Below are 23,036 nucleotides of genomic sequence, written 5' to 3'. Positions count from 1 at the left end.
CAATATACTCAATTAAGCGCGTTGACAAAGCCGCGGGCATTGGCTCGCATGGTCTTCGATTTCCTTCCTTAGAAACCATAACAAGTGGAACCGAGCAATGACCCAAGAAAGCGACATTAGATTAGAGTTACCCGTACTACCCTTGCGGGACGTGGTGGTCTATCCCCACATGGTTATTCCCCTATTCGTCGGCCGAGAAAAATCCATCAGCTGTTTAGACGCTGCCATGGAAAACGACAAGCAAATTGTGCTTGTGGCGCAAAAAGACCCGGACGTAGACGACCCACAAATCGAAGACATCTACGAGGTCGGCACCCTAGCCACCATTCTCCAGCTATTAAAACTGCCCGATGGTACGGTAAAAGTGCTAGTCGAAGGCGGTCGTCGCGTAAAAATTAATCGCTACCTCGACGGGCAAGAGTTCTTTGTTGGCGATGTGACTTCGCTGGATTCCACCCCGATGGACGAGCGCGAAGAAGAAGTGCTGGTTCGCAGCGCGGTTAGCCAGTTCGAAGGCTACATCAAGCTCAATAAGAAGATTCCACCCGAGGTACTGACTTCGCTATCTGGCATCGATGAGGCACCACGCCTAGCCGATACCATGGCCGCTCACATGCCGCTCAAGCTTGAGGACAAGCAAACCGTACTTGAGATGGTCGACATCGCCGAGCGGTTGGAATATCTGATGGCCATGATGGAGTCGGAAATCGATTTGCTGCAGGTCGAGAAGCGCATTCGCTCTCGTGTCAAAAAGCAAATGGAGAAAAGCCAGCGCGAGTACTATTTGAATGAGCAAATGAAAGCCATTCAAAAAGAGTTGGGTGACTTGGACGAAGGTCACGACGAATTTGAGCAGCTTGAGAAGAAAATTGATCAGGCCGGCATGCCCAAAGAGGCCAAAGAAAAGGCCAGCGCTGAGCTGAACAAACTCAAGATGATGTCTGCGATGTCGGCAGAAGCCACAGTGGTGCGCAGCTACATCGACTGGATGACCAATGTGCCGTGGAAAAAGCGCTCTAAAGTGAAGCGCGATATTGCCAAGGCGCAAGACATTCTCGATACCGATCACTATGGTCTTGAGAAAGTGAAAGAGCGCATTTTGGAATACTTGGCGGTACAAAGCCGAGTGAAACAATTGCGTGGACCTATTCTGTGTTTGGTGGGACCACCGGGTGTGGGTAAAACCTCGCTAGGTCAGTCGATTGCCAAAGCCACTGGTCGCCAGTACGTACGTATGGCACTGGGTGGGGTGCGTGATGAAGCGGAGATTCGCGGTCACCGTCGTACCTATATTGGTTCTATGCCGGGCAAAATCATTCAAAAGATGGCCAAGGTAGGGGTGCGAAATCCGCTGTTCTTGCTCGATGAAATCGACAAGATGAGCTCGGACATGCGCGGCGACCCATCGTCGGCGCTACTTGAAGTGCTAGACCCTGAGCAAAACACCGCCTTTAACGACCACTACTTAGAAGTGGACTACGACCTGTCGGACGTAATGTTTGTGGCGACGTCTAACTCGATGCACATTCCTGGTCCATTGCTAGACCGTATGGAAGTGATTCGCCTATCCGGCTACACCGAAGACGAAAAGCTGAACATCGCTAAGCGTCACTTGGTCGAAAAGCAGATGTCGCGCAACGGCCTCAAGAAGGGAGAAGTGATCATCGAAGACGCTGCTATTGTTGGCATCATTCGATACTACACTCGTGAAGCTGGAGTGCGTTCGCTTGAGCGCGAGATCTCGAAAATCTGTCGCAAGGCGGTGAAAAATGTACTGCTGAATCCTAAGTTGAAGAAGGTGACTGTTGATGCGGATAACCTCAACGAGTACTTGGGCGTGCAGCGCTTTGACTATGGTAAAGCCGAGTCCAACAACCAGATTGGCCAGGTAACCGGTCTGGCTTGGACCGAAGTGGGTGGCGATTTGTTGACCATTGAAACCACTTCGGTACCAGGTAAGGGCAAGCTAACCTATACCGGCTCGCTGGGTGACGTGATGCAAGAGTCGATTCAAGCGGCTCTGACCGTAGTGCGCAAGCGCGCTGAGCACCTGCGAATCAATAACGATTTCCATGAGAAGCGCGATATTCACGTGCACGTACCTGAAGGTGCCACGCCAAAAGACGGTCCATCAGCAGGTATCGCCATGTGTACCGCTTTGGTTTCTAGCTTGACCGGTAATCCGGTACGTGCGGATGTGGCCATGACAGGTGAGATTACTCTGCGCGGCGAAGTGCTTCCAATTGGTGGATTGAAAGAGAAGCTTCTGGCCGCTCACCGCGGTGGAATTAAGCGCGTATTGATCCCGAAAGACAACGAGCGCGACTTGCAGGAAATCCCTGAAAACGCCAAAGCTGACTTGGAAATTCACGCGGTGAAGTGGATTGATGAAGTGCTGGAATTGGCGCTAGAGCAGTCACCAAAAGGTTTTAGCGTCGAAAAAAGTGGCGAATAGCTCAATATTTTCATGAATTTTCGAAAAAAAATGGAAAAAGGGGCTTCCCAAAGGCTTTTGATGTGGTAGATTGATTCTGTGGAGCGGCCAGTTTGCCTTGAAACCCTTGTGTAGACTGGCTTTGAGAAGTATCCAAGTAGAAGAATCGACCTCATTGAATGACGGTTCGACAACATTTTTAAGCTAGTAGTTAGACACTCCGCCAACCGCACTAAATTGGAGTTGGTTGCGGCATAAAAATATAAATCTTAAGGGGATGATATGAACAAATCTCAACTGATCGAGAAAATCGCTTCTGGTGCTGACATTTCTAAGGCCGCTGCTGGCCGTGCACTGGATTCTTTCATTGACGCAGTAACTGAAGGTCTGAAAGACGGCGAGAAAATCTCTCTAGTTGGTTTCGGTACTTTTGAAGTACGTAAGCGCGCTGAGCGTACCGGTCGTAACCCACAAACCGGTAAAGAAATCAAAATTGCAGCGGCTACTATCCCTGCATTCAAAGCCGGTAAAGCTCTAAAAGACGCAGTAAACTAAGTCTTTTAGAAAGCGCTAGCTTTCTTTGAATAAGGCACCTTTTAGGTGCCTTTTTCCATTTAAAAGGGTAGAATTCCAAGCGCATTGCGATGGGCGCGCTTCGCGCACATTCGCCAAACAAATCATAACCAAAACGCATACGCGAGCGAGAGTTTTAATGTTAGAAAGAATCCGCGAAGGGGCACAAGGGCCCGCAGCGAAGATCATTCTGATTTTGGTCATCTTGTCATTTGCAGTCGCTGGTGTCGGGAATTACCTGGCAGGCGGTAACGAAGTGGTGGTGGCCGAGGTTAACGAAGTCCAAATAACTGCCAATCAATTAGAGCAGGCTTACCAAAATGAGCGTGCACGCTTAGAACAGCAAATGGGCGACATGTTCGACTCTCTTGCGGCCGATCCTAATTACTTAGATAGCGTTAAACAGGGTGTGCTAGAGCGCCTTGTGACCAAGACCCTGCTTGAGCAAGCGGCTCAAGATTTGGGCTTGCGCGTATCAGATGAGTTGGTGCGCGACACTATTGGCAACATGGAAGAGTTTAAGATTGCCGGTGCGTTTAACAACGAGCGCTACTTAGCGCTGATCCGCCAAATCGGTATGACGCCGAAGGGCTTTGCTGAAATGATTCGCATGGACATGATCCGCACTCAGTTGCTCAACGCGATCACCAACAGCGAATTCGTGCTTGAAGGCGAGTCACAAGCCTTGACCGACTTGACCGCGCAGACCCGTGATTTTGAATACACCATCATCGAAGCGGAGCCGCTGAAAGCCGGTATCACTGTTAGCCCAGATGAGATCAACACTTACTACCAGGAGAACGCGTTCCAGTTTAACGCGCCTGAGTTGATTGCACTTGAGTACATTGAGTTGAGCGCCGCTGATCTCGCTGCTGACGTAAGCGTTAGCGATGAAGAAATCGATGCCTACTACCAAGACAACATGTCTCAGTATCGCTCACCAGAGAAGCGCTTGGCCGCGCACATTTTGGTAAGCAAAGACCAAGACGACGCTGAAGCGAAAGCCCAAGCGATTTACGCTGAGCTGCAAGGCGGTGCCGACTTCGCTGAGCTGGCGCAAACCCGTTCAGACGACACCTTCAGTGGTGAGAATGGCGGTACTTTGGACTGGTTCGAAATGGGCGTTATGGACCCAGGCTTCGACCAAGCCTTGTTCAATACCGAAAAAGGCCAGTACTCTGAAGTGTTTGAGTCTGACTTTGGCTACCAGATTGTTAAGGTGATGGACGTTCAAGAGAGCTCACAAGCCTCGTTGGAAAGCGTTCGTGAAGACGTTGCTGATGAGCTTAAAGAGCAACAAGCTCGCAATCGTTTCTTCGAACTACAGCAAACCTTGGCAGATGTGAGTTACGAAGTGCCAGACACTTTGCAAGAAGCTGCAGAAGCCATTGGTGCTGAGATTAAATCGACTGAATTGTTTAATCGCATGTCAGCACCTGCGCCGTTTAACAGCGCAGACGTACTGCGTCAGGCCTTCTCTGGCGAAGTACTCGACGAGCGTTTGAACTCTGAAGTGGTTACCGTTGACCAAGACCATGTATTGGTGTTCCGCGTTAAGCAATACCAAGAAGCGGGTACTCGTCCGCTAGAAGAGGTCTCAGAGGCCATCGAACAGCAACTGGTTCACCAGAAAGCCGTTGATAAAGCTCAGGAAACTGCCACTTCTGTTGCCGAACAAGTGCGTCAAGGCATTCCAACCATGGAACAGTTTACTAGCGAAACTGCAGTGGCGCGTTTCGGTACTCAAGTTGACCCAAGTGTGGTTGCCCAAGCCTTTAAGATGGCTTACGTCCAAGGTGAGACCGCGGTGGAAACCGTTGAAGTGGGTACCGGTGTTGCAGTCATCAAGCTAAACGGCGTTACTACCCCAACTAGCGATGATCAACAACTGCTGCAAAACATTGCTCAGCGTTTGGAAAGCCAGTACATCGAAGGCGAGTACCAAGGCATCATTGGTCTACTTAAGAGCCAAGCGGACATTCGTTACAATCAAGTAGCAAGTGAGTAAACGGCTTGCTTGAGACGTTAATTAAAAGGCGCGCTTTCGCGCCTTTTTTGTGCCTACCAATCCCGATTTACGACTACCTTGGTTTTCAATAGGTAAGCCTAGGTCACACTATTGTTCAGAAGCTGCTAAATCGCACGGCAGACCGCTTGGATAGTGATCTGCTTCTGAGTTTACACCCGTCACAATGACTATTATTGAGCTAGATCCTAGCTTACCCAGAAGGCCAGATTTTGAGTCGAATTCACATCTTTTACTCCAGTACCCATGGCCAAGCCATGAAGATCTGCAAAGCCATTGCAGATGAGCTGAGCCAAGCAGGGCATCAAGCCCAACTGCAGGCGTTAGACGAGTTTGACGGTGACTTTAGCCAAATCGATAAGTTGTTAATTGGTGCCAGTATTTATCACGGTCGTCACAATCCAGCAGTGTTTGCTTTTGTCGATAAGTATCGTCAACAGCTAGAGTCGATTCCCAACGCCTTTTTCTCGGTGAACCTTGTGGCTCGTAAGCCCGAAAAAAATACCGCCGAGACCAACCCTTACATGCAGCAGTTCTTGTCGAAGAGCGGCTGGCAGCCATCGCTGTGCTCGGTGTTTGGCGGCAAAATTAACTATCCAAGTTACAACTTTTTCGACCGCAATATTATTCGATTTATCATGTGGATGACCAAGGGGCCAACCAACAAAGACGCGGTGATTGAGTACACGGATTGGAGCAAGGTGCGTGACTTTGCTCATCAGTTAGCTCGCTTGGCTTAGGGCTCGTCTGATGTTCAGCGCACACAAAATACCGGATCTTATCAAGCGTTTGCACCTACTGCTGGTGTTGGTGGTGATTTGGCTATTCGTCAGTGCTGGCGGTGTCAAAATGGCCAAGTTAGCCATGAGCCCTGGCTTGTGGGAATGGAACCATCTATGGTTTGGCGGTTTAGTGACTTTGTTGTCTGTTGGCTTTTGGCTAACCAATTTGGCGCATGGCAAATGGCGCAGCCATTACTCTTGGCTGGTGGCGGATTTCGCTCAAGTGGTTCGCGACCTTAAGGGGCTGACTAAAGGACGGCTGCCTAGCGCCATTGACGGTGGCCTACTGGCCTGGATTGAAGGTATCGCTATGCTATTGCTAATTGGCGCCGGCGTCAGCGGCCTAATGGGCTATTTGAGCTCGGGCGCGCAAGCGCTTAGCTGGTACGACTGGCACACCAGTTTGGCTTGGAGCCTATTGTGGGCACTGGCGGTTCACGCGGTTGCAGCGCTGGGCCACTACATTGAAACCTTCCGCTAAACACACGACCAATACCCATAAGAAATACCCACAAAAAATCCCGCGGCTTAGTCAAGGCGCGGGATTTTTTTATGGCTCGCTAACACAGATTACTCAGTTAGATATCCGCCACGTCAAAGTGAACTTCAGGGTTAACCTCAGCGTCGTAATCAACGCCTTCATAACCAAAGCCGAATAGGCTTAAGAACTCTTCTTTGTACTCGCGGTAGTCGGTCAACTCAGCTAGGTTCTCGGTAGTTACCTGAGGCCACAGGTCGCGACAGTGCTGCTGAATGCTCTCGCGAAGCTCCCAGTCGTCCAGACGCAGACGGTTGTCTTCATCGGTTGGGGTCGCACCGCCATCGGCCAAGTACAAACGCTCGCGGAACATGCGCTGAATTTGCTCGATACAGCCTTCGTGCAGGCCTTCTTCGCGCATTTTCTTAAACACCATGGCGATGTACAAAGGCATTACCGGAATGGCAGAAGAGGCTTGAGTCACCACCGACTTAAGTACCGCTACGTGCGCAGCACCACCGGTGGCGCTTAGCTTGTCGTGCAGGCCTTTAGCGGCGCGATCTAAGTCTTGCTTGGCTTGACCAAGCGCACCGTGCCAGTAGATTGGCCAGGTGATTTCGGTGCCGATGTAGCTGTAAGCCACGGTTTTGCAACCGTCAGCCAGAACGCCAGCTTGCGCTAGCGCTTCCATCCAAAGCTCCCAGTCTTGTCCGCCCATCACGGTAACCGTATCGGCAATTTCTTGCTCGGTAGCGGCTTCAACGCTGGCTTCAATAATGGTGTCTTTGTTGGTGTCTACGGCGGTCGCTGTGTAAGTTTCACCGATAGGCTTAAGGCTTGAGCGAATCACTTCACCTGTGTCAGGCATTTTACGCACAGGCGATGCTAGCGAGTAAACCACCATATCGACTTGGCCTAGGTCGGCTTTGATCAGGTCGATGGCCTTTTGCTTGGCTTCGTTGGAGAAAGCATCGCCATTTAAGCTTTTAGAGTACAAGCCCGCTTCTTTGGCGTACTTGTCAAACGCTGCTGAGTTGTACCAACCTGCGGTCCCTGGCTTGCGCTCGGTGCCAGGCTTCTCGAAAAACACGCCAATGGTTGATGCGTTACCACCAAAGGCGGCAGTAATGCGCGAGGCCAAACCGTAGCCGCTTGAAGAGCCGATAACCAAAACGCGTTTTGGGGCGTTGGCGATAGGACCTTGGGCTTTGGTGTATTCAATTTGTTGTTTTACGTTTTGCTCGCATCCAGTGGGATGGGTCGTGGTGCAGATAAAACCACGAATTTTCGGTTTAATAATCATCTTTGGGTTCCTTGCAAAATCTGCCATAGGATAAAAGGTTATCGCCCAATTGGCACGGATTTTCCTTGCAAAATGGTGCTTTGGGGCAGTGGTTGGAGGACTACTGGCGTGCTTTTCCGCCAAATGCCGAGCTTTGTGGTGTTTGGCTGAGCAGACGTTGGGTGTATTCGTGCTGTGGGTCGTCTAATAGCTGCTGGCTCTTGCCATGCTCTACTACCTCACCGTCGGCCATGATCATCAGCTCATCGCTCATATGGCGAATAATGTTCAGATCTTGAGTCACTATGATAAAGCTAATGCCAAGTTTCTGTTGCAGCGACAGCAGCAAGTTGACGATTTGGGAGCGAATAGAAAGGTCCAAATCCGCCAGCGCTTCGTCGGCGATAATAATCTCAGGCTCCAGCATCAAAGCGCGAGCAACCGCCACTCGTTGTTTTTGTCCGACGGACAACATGTGCGGGTAAAATTCGGCATGGTCTGGCAGCAGACCCACTTGGCGCAAGTTGTTGTTGATGATGGTCTGGCTACTGGCATCGTCCAAATCTGCACTGAATTTCAGTGGCTCTGATAGCAATTCACCAATGGTCAGTTTGGGATTTAAGCTGGTGCTTGGGTCTTGGAATATCATTCGAATACAACGACAGCGCTGTTTGTGGTCTTGCTCTGCCAAGGGCTCGCCGCGAAACAGTATTTCGCCTTGGGTAGGGGACTCGGCGCCTGCCAAAATACGCGCCAAGGTGGTTTTGCCCGAGCCGGTTTGTCCCAATATCGCGAGAGTCTGGCCCTGCTGCAACTCAAAACTGGTGGGCTTAAGGGCGTCCTTGTAGCGGCGCTTAAAGCGGCGGTAGCCGCTGAAGTAGCGCTTGGATATGCCGTTAACTTCAAGCAGTGCCGTCATGCTTGCTGTCCTTTTTCTTCTTGGTCTTGTTCAAAGGAAAGTGGCAGGCGTAGCTACGACCTTTTGCCACCTTTAACCTAGGCGTCTTAACACAGGTCTTTTGAGCTTGTGGGCAACGGGGGCCTAAGCGACAGCCAATCGGTAGATGCTGCAGTGCTGGTACCGCCCCTGCTAAGGTGGGCAGCATTTCTTTGTGACCTATCTCGGTAGAGAATTGGGGGAAGTTGCTAATCAAGGCGTGCGTATAGGGGTGGTGGGGCCGCTCAAGCAGCTTTTCCATGGGCCCGGCTTCCATGGTCTGGCCACAGTACAAAATGGTCAACTTGTCGCAGTGGTTGGCCATTGACTCAAGGTCGTTGCTAATTAGCAATATCGACACGTTGTGCAACTGGTTGAGTTTTACCAGCAGGCGCTGAATCTGTGCTGTGGTATTCGCTTCCATCGAGTTGGTGGGCTCATCGGCAATCAACAGACGCGGCTGATTGGACAGGGCCATCGCTATCATCACTTTTTGGCACTCGCCCTCGGTGAGCTCCCAGGGATAACTCTCCATTATCGACTCATGGTCTTTGATGCCGACCTTGTGTAGCCAGTTGACTATGTGCTTGCGTTGGGCGCGGCGTTTTTGCCAAAACCACAAGCCCTTTAGTTCCTCTGGTGCGAGCTGCATGCCCTCGCTGAGTTGCTTACCTATGGGTTGGGCTGGGTCTAGGCAACTGGTGGGCTCTTGGAAAATCATGGCGATGTCGCGTCCCATAATGGCGCGGCGTTCCCGTGAACTCATGCCAAGCAGGCTTTGACCGTCCCAGCTCAAGCGGTCAGCCGTGATGTGGCAACGATTGTCCGATATACCCATTACGGCCTGAGCTAATAGGCTTTTACCACTGCCAGATTCACCGACTAATCCGTGGATTTCACCACTGCTGATGGTTAGTGATACTTGCTCTAGCGCGGGCACTCGCCCGTGAGGGGTATCGAGTTCTATGGTGAGGTTGCGTACGTCGAGTAGCGGCATAATTAAGCCTTTTGTAGCGCGTTGAGCGCGGAGCGAAGACCATCGCCCACAAGATTAATCGCCAGCACGCTAAACAAGATGGCAAAGCCGGGGATGGTGATAGTCCATGGAGCCAATAGCAAGTTGTCCATGCTTTGGGCTACCATGGCGCCCCATTCAGGCGTTGGCGACTGGGCGCCAAGACCTAAAAAGCCCAAGGCAGCGATGTCTAAGATGGCCACCGAAACCGACAGGGTAGTGGTTACAATCAAGGTGTCCCACACATTTGGCATGACCACAAACCAAAAGATCTGGCGTCGATTGGCGCCATCTAGGCGCGCAGCGGTGACATAGGCTTTTTGCATTTCGTCGTGAATGGCGTGATGGACTGTGTGCACAAACTGAGGTAGTAGCGCCAGGCCGACGGCCCACAGCACGTTAGACAGCCCTGGCCCCAAAACGGCGGCGAACAAAATTGCCAGCAGCAAAGAGGGTATCGACAGCAGAGCGTCTAGCAAGTGACCCAAAATACTGGATTTCAGACCGGTTAGAGTGCCAGATACCGCGCCAATGGCAAAACCGACCGTCAGGGTCAAACCAACCACCAAAATTGCAGAGCCAAAGGTGAGGTGAGCGCCGTGTAACAAACGAGACCAGATGTCTCGGCCAAGATCATCGGTACCGAGAAAGTGACGCACCACACCATCATCCGCCCAAGACGGCGGCAGTAATAGGGCTTGCTGATTTTGCATTTCGGCTGGAAAAGGCGCTAACCAAGGCCCTAGTAGCATGATGAGCATCAGCATCGATAGCCCCCAAAGCCCGAGCAGCGAAAACGGGTTGCGGCGGAACTGTCGCCACAACTGGCGACTCGGTGAGCGTATCGGCTCGTCTAAATAGCGATCAGTGAATGCCATAAAGTTCCTTACGACTGCTTGGGTTAACCTTATGGTGAATCACTTCCACAGTAATGGTGGAGAAGATAATGAACATGCTGGTGACCAGCACGCCGCCTTGAATGGCGGGGTAATCTCGCTGAAAGATGGCCGAAACCAACCAAGCACCAATGCCCGGCCAAGAGAAAATCACTTCGGTAATAATCGCGTACGTGCCTATGGTGCCCAACATTAACCCAAAGGTGCGCAGCACTGGCAGCATGGCGTTTGGCAAACTGTGGCGCAGAGTTATCTGCAAAGCCGACAAACCGCGAGCCTCCGCCGCCTTAATGTAATTCTGCTCCATCACTGTCACCATAGCAGCGCGAGTGATGCGCACCACCATAGTAAATGGCAACAGGGCCAACGTTAGAGTGGGTAACACCAAATGCGCCAGTGCATCGTAAAATGCGGCGATGCGATATGGGGCATCGCTGAGCAGTGTGTCTATTAATAAAAAGCCGGTTACCGGTTCCACCGGATAAAGCAGATTAAAGCGGCCGTTAACTGGCACTAAATTAAGTTCCAGACCAAACCACAGGGAGAGGGTGATACCCAACCAGAATACCGGAATTGAGTAGCCCCCGAGAGTCAGTGCCAGTATCGTATTTTGCAGCAGTTTGTTTCGAGTTTGGGCGGCAATCACTCCTAAAGGTAGCCCCAACGCCAGTGCTACTATGATGGCCATCATGCCCAGCTCAAGCGACGCCGGAATCAAACTCATCATCTCGTCAAACACGGGTTGTTGCGAGGTCACCGATAAGCCAAAATCGCCACTTAAGCGGGCTTTTGTGTAAGCCAAAAACTGAACTGGTGCAGAGGAGTCCAAGGCGTAGGTTTGTTCGATATCGACCATTTGCTCAGGACTGGGTTGGCTGATGCCGGTAAGGATATAACTGCGTTCGCCAGGAAATTGATAACTGACCCAGAACACCACAATAAACAACAGCATGGTGGTGGCCAAGAAGAGGTTGAGGCGTCGCAGCAGATAAATACTCATGGCTGTGCCTCCTGCTCATCATCGTCGTCATCACTGGTTTTGACCGCGCCTGCAAGGGCTAAACCGCCAAAGGGCGCTAGCTTTAGGCCTTCTAAGCGCTCGTGACGAATGATTTGGCGAGTGGTGTGAGCTAGCGAAATCAGTGGCGCTTCGATGGCAATTAACCGCTCCGCTTGGCGATAAAGCGCTTTTCGCTCTGCCAGATCTGTGGTCTGGCGCGCGTGCTGAACCAACCAATCGAAGGTTTCGTTGCACCAGCGAGCGCGATTGTTGCCGGAATTGACCGAATTACAACTCAACAGAGGCGTGAAGAAATTGTCTGGATCTGTGTTGTCAGCATTCCAACCAATCACCACCGAGTCGTATTCGTTGCTGGCCATTTTTTGGTTAAACACACTCCAGTCGTAGGTAATGATGTTGGCGGTGATCCCGACTCGTGCCAGATCTGCCTGAATCAACTCGGCGGTTTTGAGTGAGTTGGGGTTGTAGGCTCGAGCCACCGGCACGGTCCAGATGTCCATTTCTAACTCTTCCACTCCCGCTGCGCGCAGCAGTTTAATGGCTTGGTTAGGGTCGTACTCGTAACCGTAACGGCTTGGTGAGTAAGCCCAAGAAAAGGGCGGTAGCAAACTGCGCGATTGAATTGCGGTGTTGTTATACACCACCTTCAAAATGGCTTCTTTATTGATGGCGTGCGCCAGCGCTTGGCGGACCTCTGAAAGGTGAAACGGCGGTTTTTGAGTATTGAGTGCCCAAAACGCCACGTTCAATCCTGGCTGGTTCTCAATACGCACTTGCGGGTATTTGCCCAATACTGACAATTCATTGCTGTTGGGCAGCGCCGAAATATCACACTCATTGGTAATCAGTTTGGTTAAGCGTGTGGTGGAGTTGGGACTAATATCGAATACCAGCTGAGGGTTTTCTACCGGCCCGCGCCAATGTTTGTCGTGACGTTGATAGCGAATGTACTGGTTCTTGGCGTACTGGTGCAGCTTAAACGGCCCAGTGCCCACAGGTAGCTGGTCTAGCGCTTCTAAGTTGCCTTGCTGTTGCAGCGTGTCGCCGTATTCACCTGACAGAATGACCGCGAAATCCGTGGCGAGATTGGCCATAAAGGTCACATCTGGCTGGGCGAGCTTAAACTCCACTTCGTAGGGCCCTAGCGCCTTGATGTACTCAATCTGTTGGGCAAATTGTACCGATTCAAAGAAGGGGAATTGACCCGTGCCTTCGAGATAAAACGGATGCGAAGGCTGGCGAATTCGGTCGAAACTAAAAAGTACATCGTCAGCGTTAAAGCGACGAGTAGGGGTGAAATAATCGGTTTGATGAAAGTCGACGTTTTGGCGAAGTTGGAATCGGTAGACCAATCCGTCTTCTGAAATGTCCCACTTCACAGCTAGACCTGGAACATAATCACCGACGCTCATATCGAAATTAATCAAGCGGTCGTAAATCTGATGTGAAGTGGCATCAATGGTGGTGCCGGACGTTACACGCTGAGGGTTAAAACTCTCAGGGTTACCCTCGGAGCAATAAACCAGCCCAGCGGTAGCGGGCGAGTCCGAAGGGCTGCAACCACTCAAGCTGAGTAGTAACAGTGGCAAGCAACGCCGTAATGAGGCAAAGCTCAATGACATGAAGCTATCGCATTTCAATATGAGTCAGTGACTTAAGTCTACCAAGTAGAGCGCATTTGTGACAATGGCGACTAGCTCTTATCCAGCAATTGATACTTTTTCAGTATGCCACGCAGCTGGTGATAGCTCAGACCCAGCGCTTCGGCAGTTTTTTTCTGGCTAAATTGGTTTTGAGATAAGGCTGATTGCAGCAGGTCTACCTCGTAATCTTGCATGTGCTGTTTAAAGTCCAGCGGGAACTGAACTGTTTGATTTGGGCTAGCGCTAGCGGTTTCGCTAGCTTGGGCTGAAGCAGCGTCTGTAGCTGGGCTCTGTGGCGCTTGAGCTGGAGCATTTGAAGCGCTTTGGCGCATAGGCGATGGCTGGGGCCGATAGGGGGACTCAAAGGGGTCGATGACAATATTAGACACTGGAATGTGGGCATTGTTATGGCGGTATACCGAGCGCTCGACCACGTTTTTTAGCTCTCGAACATTGCCCGGCCATGGGTATTCCAGTAACGCTTGTTGAGCTTTAGTCGTGAAACCGGCGAACATTTCCAGCCCCATTTGACGAGCCATATTGACCGCGAAGTGCTGTGCCAACAGAGCAATGTCCTCTAGACGGGCGCGCAACGGCGGCAAGGTAATGACGTCAAACGCCAAACGATCCAGCAAGTCGGCGCGAAACTCTCCGTTTTCGGCGAGCGCTGGCAAATCTTCGTTGGTCGCGCATATCAAACGCACGTCGGTTTGCAGCGCTCGAGAACCACCGACGCGTTCAAACTCACCGTATTCGATCACTCGCAGTAACTTCTCTTGCACCAGCGCAGAAGTATTGGCTAATTCATCCAAGAACAAAGTGCCGCCGTCGGCTCGCTCAAAGCGTCCTTGGTGACGTTTGCTGGCACCGGTAAAGGCACCGGTTTCGTGCCCAAACAGCTCGCTTTCCAATAAATTTTCAGACAGCGCCGCGCAGTTGAGCTTGAGATAGTTCTGATCCCAACGGCTCGACAGATAGTGCAGACGCTCGGCAATCAACTCTTTACCTGTGCCGCGTTCACCAATGATAAGTACTGGCTTGTTCAGTGGTGCCACTTGAGATACGTGTTCGAGTACTTGGTGAAAGGCTTGGGATTCACCGATGAGGTTGTCTGGTTGAAAGCGAGAGGCCATACGAAAAATTGGTGATTTTTATTAATTATTGGTGTGATTCATAATAGTGAAGTTCACCGTTAGAAGTAAAGTTATCTTTTTAATTGCTTTTATAACAGTAGGTTACGTATATTTTTGGGAGTTGGCACGGAACCTGTATTACTTCTGTCGGAAAGGTGAGAACCAATTGGGTAGACACCTTACGAATATTTTATAGAGGAAGTCATTATGGGTATTTTTTCACGTTTTGCCGACATCATTAATTCTAACATCTCATCACTGTTGGATAAGGCTGAAGATCCAGAAAAAATGGTGCGCCTGATTATCCAGGAAATGGAAGACACCCTGGTAGAAGTTCGTTCAACCTCGGCTCGAGTGTTGGCAGACAAAAAAGAGCTGCAACGCAAAATCGAGCGCATGCAAGGCCTAGGTGACGACTGGCACGCCAAAGCAGAACTGGCTCTAGAGAAAGGTCGTGAAGACCTTGCGAAAGCCGCTTTGATTGAAAAGCAAAAGGTTAGCGATACCGTTGCTACAATGGAGCAGGACTTAGTGGTGGTTGACGAGCAGATTGTTAAGCTCAAAGAAGAAATTGGTCAGCTTCAAGAGAAGCTAGAAGATGCTAAGGCTCGTCAGAAGACCATTTTGATGCGCAAGAAAACCGTATCTTCGCGCTTGGACGTTAAGCGCCAACTGGATTCTTCTAAGTTCGACAAAGCCATGAACCGCTTTGACCAATACGAGTCGCGTATTGACGGCATTGAAGCCGAGGTGGATTCTTACGACTTGGCCGGCAAGTCGCTACAAGACGAGTTTGCCGCGCTAGAAGCCGAAGACTCTATTAACTCTGAGTTGGAAGCGCTTAAGAAAAAGATGCAAAAGCCTGCGAAAGCGAAGAAATCTTCAAAAGCTTAATCGATTAACAACAGAGCAATAGGGGGAGCGACAAATGGAACTAGAGATCTTAATGGTACCCTTGATTCTGTTCATGTTAATCGTGGCGCCTATCTGGCTAATTCTTCACTATCGAAGCAAACGCCAGGTAAGCCAAGGGCTAACGGAAGAAGAGTATCAACAGTTGCACGAATTGGCCGTAAAAGCCGACAAGATGGCACAGCGAATCGAGAGTTTGGAAGCCATTTTGGACGCGGAAACACCGGATTGGAGAAACAAACATGACTAGTCGAAAAGGCAAGCGCGAGCTTTACCGCGACCCAGCCAATGGCAAGATCGCCGGTGTCTGCGCCGGCATCGCCGAGTACTTCAACGTCGAAGTATGGCTGGTCCGCGTCGTAACTCTGTCGGCCTTTTTGCTGGGTTGGTTCTCCGGGTTACCTTTGATTTTATACATCGCAGCATGGGCAGTATTGGACAAGAAGCCCGCCCAAGCTCAACGCGAAGAGATGGCCAACATGGAAGTGAAGAAGAAACTTTGGCAGGCCGGCGAGCCACCAAAGCAGGCGCTTAGAGACATCAACCGCAATTTTCGCGCACTAGAGCTTAAGCTGCGCCGCATGGAACAGCACGTCACTACTGACAGCTTCCACCTCAAACGGGAGATTGACAATCTGTGAAGGCAGGTGACATCCTCACTCGAATCGCCAGCAAGTCCCAACAGCTGGCGGTTCGTTCGTTAGACAAGCAAGTCAAACTCGCGGTCACTGGTTTATCAGGGGCCGGTAAAACCACCTTTATCACCGGACTGGTGAATCAACTCCTAAACGCATCACCTGAATCTTTGCCCCTATGGGACTTGGCCCGTGAAGGGCGTTTAGTGTCTGTGACTCGAGTCCCTCAGCCGGACTTAAACATTGCCAGTTTTGATTACCAAAGCGCATTGTCTCAATTAAGTGCACAGCCGCCGGCTTGGCCGCATTCCACTCGTAAACTGACCCAAATTCGCTTGGCCATTCGCTACCGCAGCGAGCACCCTTTGTGGTCTACCTTGAGTGATACCCAAACCCTGTACTTGGACATTGTCGATTACCCCGGCGAGTGGCTATTGGATTTGCCTATGCTGGCGATGGATTATCGCCAGTGGAGCCAGACCATGGCACAAGTGCTGGAGTTGTGCCCACAGGCCGAGCTCGATAAGTTTCGACAGGCGTGCCAGGCCTTGGGCGAATCGGTTGGCGATGAAACCTTGGCGCGAGTGAGTGAGCAATACCGAGACTTGTTGCTGTACCTCAAGCACGAGCGAGGCTTGTCTTATTTGCAGCCTGGTCGTCTGATTTTACCCGGCGACCTAGAAGGCACGCCGCTTATCAGCTTCTTTCCTTGGCTTGAAGCGGTGGAGGACTGGGACGACCTACCTGAATCTTCGGTGGTCGCGCAGCTGCAACAGCGTTATAGCCAATATCAATCTCAGGTTGTAAAGCGTTTTTACCGCGATCATTTTCGTTATTTCGACCGCCAGTTGGTGCTGGTGGATTGCCTCAGTCCCTTGTCTCGTGGCGAGGCTGAAATGCGCGATACCGCCAAAGCGCTGGGCGAGATTTTGCAGCACTTTCACTACGGTGAGCGCCATTGGTTAACTCAAATCTTTTCGCCAAAAATTGATAAGCTAGTGTTCGCCGCCAGTAAAGCGGACCATGTCAGCTACCAGCAAAGACCTCAGCTACTCAATTTGCTAGAAAATATGCTGGCGCAAAGTCGACAAGAGTTGCAGCTACAAGGTACCCAGATTCACACCCAGACTCTGGCATCGATTCGAGCCACTAGTGATCATCAGGTGGACCATCAAGGGCAAACGCTACCGGTTATCAGTGGCACTCCGCAGGGGGAGCAAGCGGGCCACTTCTACCCAGGCGACCTACCGCCCCAGTGGCCGGACAGTGACTATTGGACTAAGCGACCTTTCCAGCACATGCGTTTCTTGCCACAGCCATTGCACAAAGGTCAGGCGCGACATTTAGGGCTGGACGCGCTGTTACAGCAGTTGCTGGGAGACAAACTCAAATGAGCCAACCGCAAAAACCACTGCGCTTTGACATAGAGCCGCAAGCCAAGGTGGAAACCCAAACCGCTAGCCGATTTGACGATGCGGTGGTTGGGCAACTAGAACCCGAGCACCCAATTACGCCATTGCAAATCGACGACCCATTGGAAACCCAGGCGCCGCCTAAGCGTCGCCGCGGGCTTAAGCTGTTACTTTTGCTGATAGCCTGTGTGTTAGGTGTGGAGCTGGTGGACACATTGATGCAAGCCTGGCAAACCAGCCCTTGGCGCTTTGGCTTGTACGCCAGTGCTGTAGGACTGGCTTTGGGCTTGGCTGGCCGTGCCGCTTGGCGAGAGTGGCGCTTGCTCAGACAACTCAAGCAAGTGGAGCAAAACCAAGGCGCTGCGCAACGCATGCAAACCAGCGTGCAGCACGGCGAGGTTAGCGATTGGCTGGCGAAACAGCCGTTGAGCAAGGTCTATCCAAAAGCCTACCAGCGATTTGGCGAGTTGGTTCAACCCCATCACAACGACGCAGAACAGTTGGCCTTGTTTGAAAAAGTGGTGCTGCATGAAGCCGATGAAAGAGCACAAAAACAAGTGGCGCGTTTTGCCGGCGAGGCGGCGCTATTACTGGCCGCCAGTCCTTTAGCGGCTTTGGATATGGCACTAATTCTTTGGCGCAACCAACGCATGATTGACCAAGTGGCTCAAAGCTATGGGGTCAAACTGGGCTATGCCAGCCGCTTGCGTCTGGTTCGAGGGATAGTGCGTAACATCATTTATGCTGGTGCCAGCGAGATAGCCACAGATGTCGGCAGTCAATTTGTATCCGCCGAACTGTCGGGCAAGCTATCGGCTCGAGTAGCACAGGGCTTAGGCGGAGGCTTGCTTACCGCGCGCTTAGGCCACAAAGCCATGGCTCTGTGTCGACCGGTGGAGTTTTCTAGCGAATCTCGCCCCAAGATGACTCAGGTTCAAGCTAAGCTGTTGACGCAACTAGGAGAACTGGCAGGGCAAGGCTTTAAGGCCGAGCGCGCCAGTAAACAGAAAGTCAAAGCGAATAAGGTAGATAGCTAAAAGTGTAAACAAAACGTTACAGTTAATCTCAAATGGTTTTGCGAATAGGGCTTAAAAATTCACCTTTTGCGAATAAGATAAAATTATTCGAAGGTGCTAAATAAGACAGAGGTGCTATGAGTAAGGCCAGCCAGTATCAGGCTAGACAACCCGATGAAAACGGTCACATTGAGTATTCAGATGCCGAGCATTTGGTGTGGCACAAGCTGTATGCTCGTCAGATTGATAACCTTCCCGGCAAGGCTTGTACTCAATACTTAGATGGGCTGCAACAGCTCAATATGACAGCGGATCGCATTCCTCAGTTGGCTGAAATTGATGCTGTCCTCAAAGTCACCACGGGCTGGCGCACCGAGCCTGTGCCTGCACTGATTTCCTTTGAGCGCTTTTTTGACTTGTTGGCCAACAAAGCCTTTCCGGTTGCGACCTTTATTCGCACCGAGCAAGACTTTGACTACCTGCAAGAGCCGGACATTTTTCACGAGATTTTCGGTCACTGTCCTTTGTTGACCAATCCCGCATTTGCCTACTTTACTGAAACCTATGGCAAGTTAGGCGTAAACGCCTCTCCGCAAGAGCGGGTGTATCTGGCTCGATTGTATTGGTTCACGGTGGAATTTGGCTTACTGAAAGCGCCTGACCATGGCCTGAGTATCTATGGCGGTGGCATTTTGAGTTCGCCAGGAGAAACTAACTACGCCTTGAGCGACCAACCTCAAGTGAAAGACTTCGACTTGGTGGACGTTTTGCGCACGCCTTATCGAATTGACATCATGCAGCCGCTGTACTTCTCGCTTGAGAACTTTGAGCAGCTGTTTGAGATAGCCAATATGGACATTATGGCGGCGGTGCGCGAGGCCATGCGGCTTGGATTGCACCAACCCTTGTTCGACACTAACCAAGACAAAGCAAGCTAAGGAACCCCATGAGCGATATTGCCGAATTGAAATGTGAAGCCTGCCAAGCAGGTGCACCAACCGTGACCGATGCCGAACTGGCCGAACTCGTAAAACAAATTCCAGATTGGTCGGTGGAAGTGCGGGAAGGCGTGATGCAGCTAGAGCGTGTGTACAAGTTTAAGAACTTTAAACTGGCCTTGGCGTTTTCTAACAAAGTTGCTGAATTGGCAGAAGAAGAGTTTCATCACCCATCGATTTTGACCGAATGGGGCAAGACCACAATTACTTGGTGGACTCACGCCATCGGCGGTCTGCACAAAAACGATTTTATTATGGCGGCGAAGACGGATCGTCTACTGTAAAGAAAACTTGCCAGAAGTTAACAAACCCACTAACGTATAGGCCTCCCAACGATAGATAAGCCAATGGGATGGCCTAATGCGTTTAGAAGTCACCTGCCAGGATAGGGTAGGCCTGGCCAAAGACATTCTTGAAGTGCTCGAGCAGCACAAAATCAATCTCAAAGGGATCGACGCCAGTTCACTAGGCTATCTGTACATGCAGTTTGCCGATCTCAACTTTGATACTCTTAGCGAACTACTGCCAAGGATCCGCAAAATCCAAGGCGTTCTCGACGTTCGCACCACGCCTTTTATGCCTTCAGAGCGCGAGCACTACGCGCTAAAAACTCTGTTAAAAACCTTGCCAGATGGGGTGTTCGCCATCGACGCCAAAGGTCGTATTTCAATCGTTAACGACAGCGCCTTAAAAATCTTAGACATGCAAGAAGAGGAAGTGCTTGATGAGTCTTTGAATCACTGGGTTCAAGGCTTCTCCTTTGGTCGCTGGTTGAGTCTCGAAGAGGTCACCGCCCAAGCCACTCGAGTCTCAGTTGGCAATAAAGAGTATCTGGTGGAAGCTTTGCCGGTCTACCTGCCCAACGAAGAGGGTGATTCGATTTTGGCGGGGGCGGTAGTTGCCATGAAAACCCCACAACGGGTGGGCGAGCAATTTAGCGCGCTGCAAAATCAAGTGGCCGGTTTTGAGAAAATAAAAGCCAACAGCAAGGCGATGAAAGCTGTGGTCAAACAGGTGCGAAAACTGGCTCAGCTTGACGCACCTTTGCTACTGAGTGGCGAAATTGGCAGCGGCAAAGAAATCATCGCGCAAGCTCTTCACGAAGTCAGTTTGCGCAAAGAAAAAGCGTTTATCACTTTGAGTTGCGCCAGCTTGAGCGGAAGCAGTGAGGTTAAGGCGTTATTTGGCGAAGTCGATGCCAAGGGACTGTGGCATGCTGGGGCTTTGCAACAAGCCAATGGTGGCACTCTATTGCTCAGCGAAATTGATGAATTGAGCCTGGATAGCCAAGGGCGTCTGCTGCATTTTTTGCAAACCACAGAAGCGCTGCCGCATGGGAGCGAAAAGGGCAAGAGTGCCAATGTACGGCTGGTGGTTGCCACCAATCAGGAGCTTGAGCGTCTGTGTCAAAGCGGACAGTTTCGCGAAGACTTATATCATCGTCTCAATCAACTCAATTGCCAGTTGCCGCCGCTTAGGTTGCGTCGTGAAGACATACTGCCGCTGGCCGAGTACTTTGTTGACCGCTATTGCCAACAGCTAAACAAGCCCGTTGCTCACCTCACAGAGGCTTGTGAGGAGTTACTGCTGCAATACGCATGGCCGGGCAATGTGCGCCAGTTAAAAAACGCGATTTTCCGCGCCGTATCCGTGTTAGATGACCATCGAGATATCACACCCGAGTTGCTGAAACTGCCCCATTATCATCAAGATTTTGGCTACTTAGATGACGAGTTTGACGGCACTCTAGAGCAAGCGGTGAAGCAGTTTGAAGCCAATATCATTCGTCGGCTCTACCCGAGCTATACCTCAACTCGTAAGTTGGCGAAAAAGCTGGGAATGTCCCATACCGCAATTGCCAACAAACTCAAGGAATACGGCATCAGTAAGCCACCCATCACGTATACTGACAGCTAGGCAAAAGGAGGCACTATGAACAAGCTTTATGGGTATTGGCGCTCTAGCGCCGCATATCGAGTGCGCATTGCGCTGAACTACAAGGGATTGGATGCAGAGCATGTACCTGTGCATTTGGTGCGCGATGGCGGCGAGCAACACACGGCTGAGTATCAAGCGCTTAATGCCTCGGAGTTAGTACCCACCTACACCGAAAGCGACGGCTTGGTCTTAACTCAGTCAATTGCGATACTAGAGTACCTACAGGACACTCATCCTACCCCAACCATATTGCCTTACCATCCAAAAGAGCGCGCTGTAGTACGCTCGATGGTGCAAACCATTGCCAGCGATTTGCACCCGCTAAACAATCTGCGAGTATTGCAGATGCTTGCGAAAATGGGCTTTGATGACCAGCAGAAGAAGGACTGGTATCGCCATTGGATGCTCACCGGCTTTAGAGCCTTTGAAGCCTTGCTAGAGCATAACGCCGGTGATTACTGTTTTGGTGATGAGGTGTCGATGGCGGACATTTGCCTGGTGCCTCAAGTGTACAACGCCCGCCGCTTTGATATTGATTTATCCGAGTTCAAGCACATACAGCGAATCGACGGCCACTGTTGTGAATTGTCGGCGTTTGCTATGGCGCAACCGGAGCAGCAGCCAGACGCCGGCTCCTAAGCACAAATAGGCCCGCAGCGAGCAGCGCCATGGCACTGGCGCTAGCAATCGCTAACTCAACGCCAATCAGGGTGGCGGCAGTACCTATGGCCGCGGCCACTATGTTGCCCAAACAAAAGGTGGTGGTCATCAATCCCATCAAGGCGCCTTGGCCTTTGTCCGGGTAGGTTTGTGCCATGTACAAGGGCAGGTGAGTGTTGTAAATGGCGATGCTCGCGCCAATTAACGCAAACCAAAGCCAATAGGTGTCTGCGGGCGCTATGTAGTTGGCCAATAGCGCCAGTCCAAGCCCCACCATACCCAACAAACTACTTTGGGCGGAGGAATACCAGCGCGGCAAGCGTGGGGATAGCCACAAAGCGCAGGCAATCATGACCAGGGTCAGCCAGACCGTTGCCCAGCTGATATCCACTGAGGTGTAATCGAGTTTGACCACAAGCCACAAGGGATAGAATTCGTAGTAAATGCAAACCCCAGTGGTTAGGGCGAGATACAACACAAAAAATGAAGCAATAGGCCCTTCTTTCAATAAAGTGAGGCTAGAGCGAGAGTGTTTTATCAACGCGGGTTTGTCTTTAGGCAGCAACAAATAGCACAGCAGTGCGCACAGCCAACAGGCGATTGCGGCGAGAACAAACACCACTTCAATCCCATAAAGGACTAAGTAACCGCCTAGCAAAGGGCCAATCAGATAACCCGCGTAGTTGGTCGCACTTAGATAACTGAAGCTTTTGGCTCTGTCTACGTGTGGGTGTAAGTCAGAGGCGATGGCTCTGGCAATCGACAAATTGCCCTCGCAAACCCCGGTAAACAGGCGCGCTGAGCAGAACAGCAGAAAGTCCCCTTGCAAGCAGGCCCAGGCGCTAACCCCATAGCCCATACCACTGCCCAGCAAAGTGATGCCTAACAGACGTCGACGGCCACATGTATCAGATAAGGCGCCGATAAAACTGCCACCAATCAAAATTCCCAGCGGGTAAATCCCTAGCGCTATGCCAAACAGGAGTTCGCTGGGGAGTCCGCCAAATTGAGTTAACGGCGATTCTCCTTGGTGAAATAAGGGCGCCAAAATCGGGTAAGGCAGGGCGATACCAGAAACGCTAATCAAGGTGATTAGTAGGGTAACGGCGAGTTGAGTACTTGGTTTGGATTGCATTGTAGTAAGGCGCTGAATTCGGTGTCCCAGTATAGAGGGGATCCACATCAAATAAACAGCCGTGCAACTTGGTTTTTACTTGAGGTTCAATTTTTCAGGCTCTATAGTGC

At 51.1% G+C, this 23,036-nt stretch carries 22 protein-coding genes; 14 read left to right on the top strand and 8 right to left on the bottom strand.

What is annotated here, in order from left to right; genetic code table 11:
• The first annotated feature begins 97 nt into the window (after positions 1-97).
• The 5 genes from lon to CLC93_RS11995 all read left to right on the top strand — a co-directional run bounded on the left by lon (position 98) and on the right by CLC93_RS11995 (position 6,296).
• Positions 98-2,455: an endopeptidase La gene (gene lon / locus CLC93_RS12015; protein ID WP_095506216.1), complete on the top strand. Its 2,358-nt coding sequence runs from the start codon at positions 98-100 to the stop codon at positions 2,453-2,455.
• A gap of 261 nt (positions 2,456-2,716) precedes the next feature.
• Positions 2,717-2,989: a nucleoid-associated protein HU-beta gene (gene hupB, locus CLC93_RS12010; RefSeq protein WP_095506215.1), complete on the top strand. Its 273-nt coding sequence runs from the start codon at positions 2,717-2,719 to the stop codon at positions 2,987-2,989.
• Between the two features lie 157 nt (positions 2,990-3,146).
• Positions 3,147-5,015, top strand: coding sequence for a SurA N-terminal domain-containing protein (locus tag CLC93_RS12005; RefSeq protein WP_095506214.1), 1,869 nt, complete (start codon positions 3,147-3,149; stop codon positions 5,013-5,015).
• A gap of 230 nt (positions 5,016-5,245) precedes the next feature.
• Entirely contained in the window at positions 5,246-5,773 is a 528-nt protein-coding gene (gene hemG / locus CLC93_RS12000) for a menaquinone-dependent protoporphyrinogen IX dehydrogenase (RefSeq protein WP_095506213.1), read from the top strand.
• A gap of 10 nt (positions 5,774-5,783) precedes the next feature.
• Positions 5,784-6,296 (top strand): cytochrome b/b6 domain-containing protein, encoded by a 513-nt coding sequence (locus tag CLC93_RS11995; RefSeq protein WP_095506212.1) that lies wholly within the window; start codon positions 5,784-5,786, stop codon positions 6,294-6,296.
• Between the two features lie 97 nt (positions 6,297-6,393).
• Here the strand turns inward: CLC93_RS11995 and fabV are convergent, their stop codons facing one another.
• The 7 genes from fabV to pspF form a co-directional block, all read right to left on the bottom strand.
• Positions 6,394-7,596, bottom strand: coding sequence for an enoyl-ACP reductase FabV (gene fabV, locus CLC93_RS11990; RefSeq protein ID WP_095506211.1), 1,203 nt, complete (start codon positions 7,594-7,596; stop codon positions 6,394-6,396).
• 100 nt (positions 7,597-7,696) lie between these two features.
• Positions 7,697-8,494: an ATP-binding cassette domain-containing protein gene (locus CLC93_RS11985; protein WP_095506210.1), complete on the bottom strand. Its 798-nt coding sequence runs from the start codon at positions 8,492-8,494 to the stop codon at positions 7,697-7,699.
• Entirely contained in the window at positions 8,478-9,509 is a 1,032-nt protein-coding gene (locus tag CLC93_RS11980; RefSeq protein WP_095506209.1) for a peptide ABC transporter ATP-binding protein, read from the bottom strand. Before CLC93_RS11980 ends, CLC93_RS11985 begins: the two co-directional genes overlap by 17 nt.
• A gap of 2 nt (positions 9,510-9,511) precedes the next feature.
• Positions 9,512-10,405 carry an ABC transporter permease subunit gene (locus CLC93_RS11975; RefSeq protein ID WP_095506208.1) on the bottom strand — a complete coding sequence of 298 codons (894 nt, stop codon included), beginning with the start codon at positions 10,403-10,405 and terminating at the stop codon, positions 9,512-9,514.
• On the bottom strand, positions 10,392-11,423 hold the full coding sequence (locus CLC93_RS11970) for an ABC transporter permease subunit (protein ID WP_095506207.1): 1,032 nt from the start codon (positions 11,421-11,423) through the stop codon (positions 10,392-10,394). The genes CLC93_RS11975 and CLC93_RS11970 overlap by 14 nt, the downstream gene beginning before the upstream one ends.
• Positions 11,420-13,066: an ABC transporter substrate-binding protein gene (locus tag CLC93_RS11965; protein ID WP_095506206.1), complete on the bottom strand. Its 1,647-nt coding sequence runs from the start codon at positions 13,064-13,066 to the stop codon at positions 11,420-11,422. The genes CLC93_RS11970 and CLC93_RS11965 overlap by 4 nt, the downstream gene beginning before the upstream one ends.
• 71 nt (positions 13,067-13,137) lie before the next feature.
• Positions 13,138-14,220, bottom strand: a complete 1,083-nt coding sequence (gene pspF / locus CLC93_RS11960; protein WP_095506205.1) for a phage shock protein operon transcriptional activator — start codon at positions 14,218-14,220, stop codon at positions 13,138-13,140.
• A 207-nt stretch (positions 14,221-14,427) separates the two neighbouring features.
• On the opposite strand from pspF, the gene pspA reads away from it, so the two are divergent.
• The 9 genes from pspA (at position 14,428) to maiA (ending at position 21,770) form a co-directional block, all read left to right on the top strand.
• Positions 14,428-15,114, top strand: coding sequence for a phage shock protein PspA (pspA, locus tag CLC93_RS11955; RefSeq protein WP_095506204.1), 687 nt, complete (start codon positions 14,428-14,430; stop codon positions 15,112-15,114).
• 34 nt (positions 15,115-15,148) lie between these two features.
• Positions 15,149-15,382 (top strand): envelope stress response membrane protein PspB, encoded by a 234-nt coding sequence (gene pspB / locus CLC93_RS11950; RefSeq protein ID WP_095506203.1) that lies wholly within the window; start codon positions 15,149-15,151, stop codon positions 15,380-15,382.
• Positions 15,375-15,773, top strand: coding sequence for an envelope stress response membrane protein PspC (pspC, locus tag CLC93_RS11945; RefSeq protein ID WP_095506202.1), 399 nt, complete (start codon positions 15,375-15,377; stop codon positions 15,771-15,773). Before pspB ends, pspC begins: the two co-directional genes overlap by 8 nt.
• The gene (locus CLC93_RS11940; RefSeq protein WP_095506201.1) at positions 15,770-17,161 is read left to right on the top strand and encodes a YcjX family GTP-binding protein; all 1,392 of its coding nucleotides are present in this window, start codon (positions 15,770-15,772) and stop codon (positions 17,159-17,161) included. The genes pspC and CLC93_RS11940 overlap by 4 nt, the downstream gene beginning before the upstream one ends.
• The gene (locus tag CLC93_RS11935; RefSeq protein ID WP_095506200.1) at positions 17,158-18,216 is read left to right on the top strand and encodes a TIGR01620 family protein; all 1,059 of its coding nucleotides are present in this window, start codon (positions 17,158-17,160) and stop codon (positions 18,214-18,216) included. Before CLC93_RS11940 ends, CLC93_RS11935 begins: the two co-directional genes overlap by 4 nt.
• 116 nt (positions 18,217-18,332) lie before the next feature.
• Positions 18,333-19,133, top strand: a complete 801-nt coding sequence (gene phhA / locus CLC93_RS11930; protein WP_095506199.1) for a phenylalanine 4-monooxygenase — start codon at positions 18,333-18,335, stop codon at positions 19,131-19,133.
• Positions 19,134-19,141: 8 nt separating this feature from the next.
• On the top strand, positions 19,142-19,477 hold the full coding sequence (locus CLC93_RS11925) for a 4a-hydroxytetrahydrobiopterin dehydratase (RefSeq protein WP_095506198.1): 336 nt from the start codon (positions 19,142-19,144) through the stop codon (positions 19,475-19,477).
• Positions 19,478-19,553: 76 nt separating this feature from the next.
• Positions 19,554-21,110 carry a sigma 54-interacting transcriptional regulator gene (locus CLC93_RS11920; RefSeq protein WP_095506197.1) on the top strand — a complete coding sequence of 519 codons (1,557 nt, stop codon included), beginning with the start codon at positions 19,554-19,556 and terminating at the stop codon, positions 21,108-21,110.
• Between the two features lie 15 nt (positions 21,111-21,125).
• A complete protein-coding gene (gene maiA / locus CLC93_RS11915) occupies positions 21,126-21,770 on the top strand; it encodes a maleylacetoacetate isomerase (RefSeq protein ID WP_095506196.1) in 645 nt (214 codons plus the stop codon).
• Here the strand turns inward: maiA and CLC93_RS11910 are convergent.
• Positions 21,730-22,926 carry an MFS transporter gene (locus CLC93_RS11910; protein WP_169902994.1) on the bottom strand — a complete coding sequence of 399 codons (1,197 nt, stop codon included), beginning with the start codon at positions 22,924-22,926 and terminating at the stop codon, positions 21,730-21,732. The two genes, maiA and CLC93_RS11910, sit on opposite strands and share 41 nt — an antisense overlap.
• Between the last annotated feature and the right edge of the window lie 110 nt (positions 22,927-23,036).

The sequence above is a fragment of the Paraferrimonas sedimenticola genome (genome assembly GCF_002282855.1).
Taxonomy (GTDB): domain Bacteria; phylum Pseudomonadota; class Gammaproteobacteria; order Enterobacterales; family Shewanellaceae; genus Paraferrimonas; species Paraferrimonas sedimenticola.
Note: the sequence above shows the minus strand (reverse complement) of the source record. Positions and strands in the feature narration are given on the sequence as shown.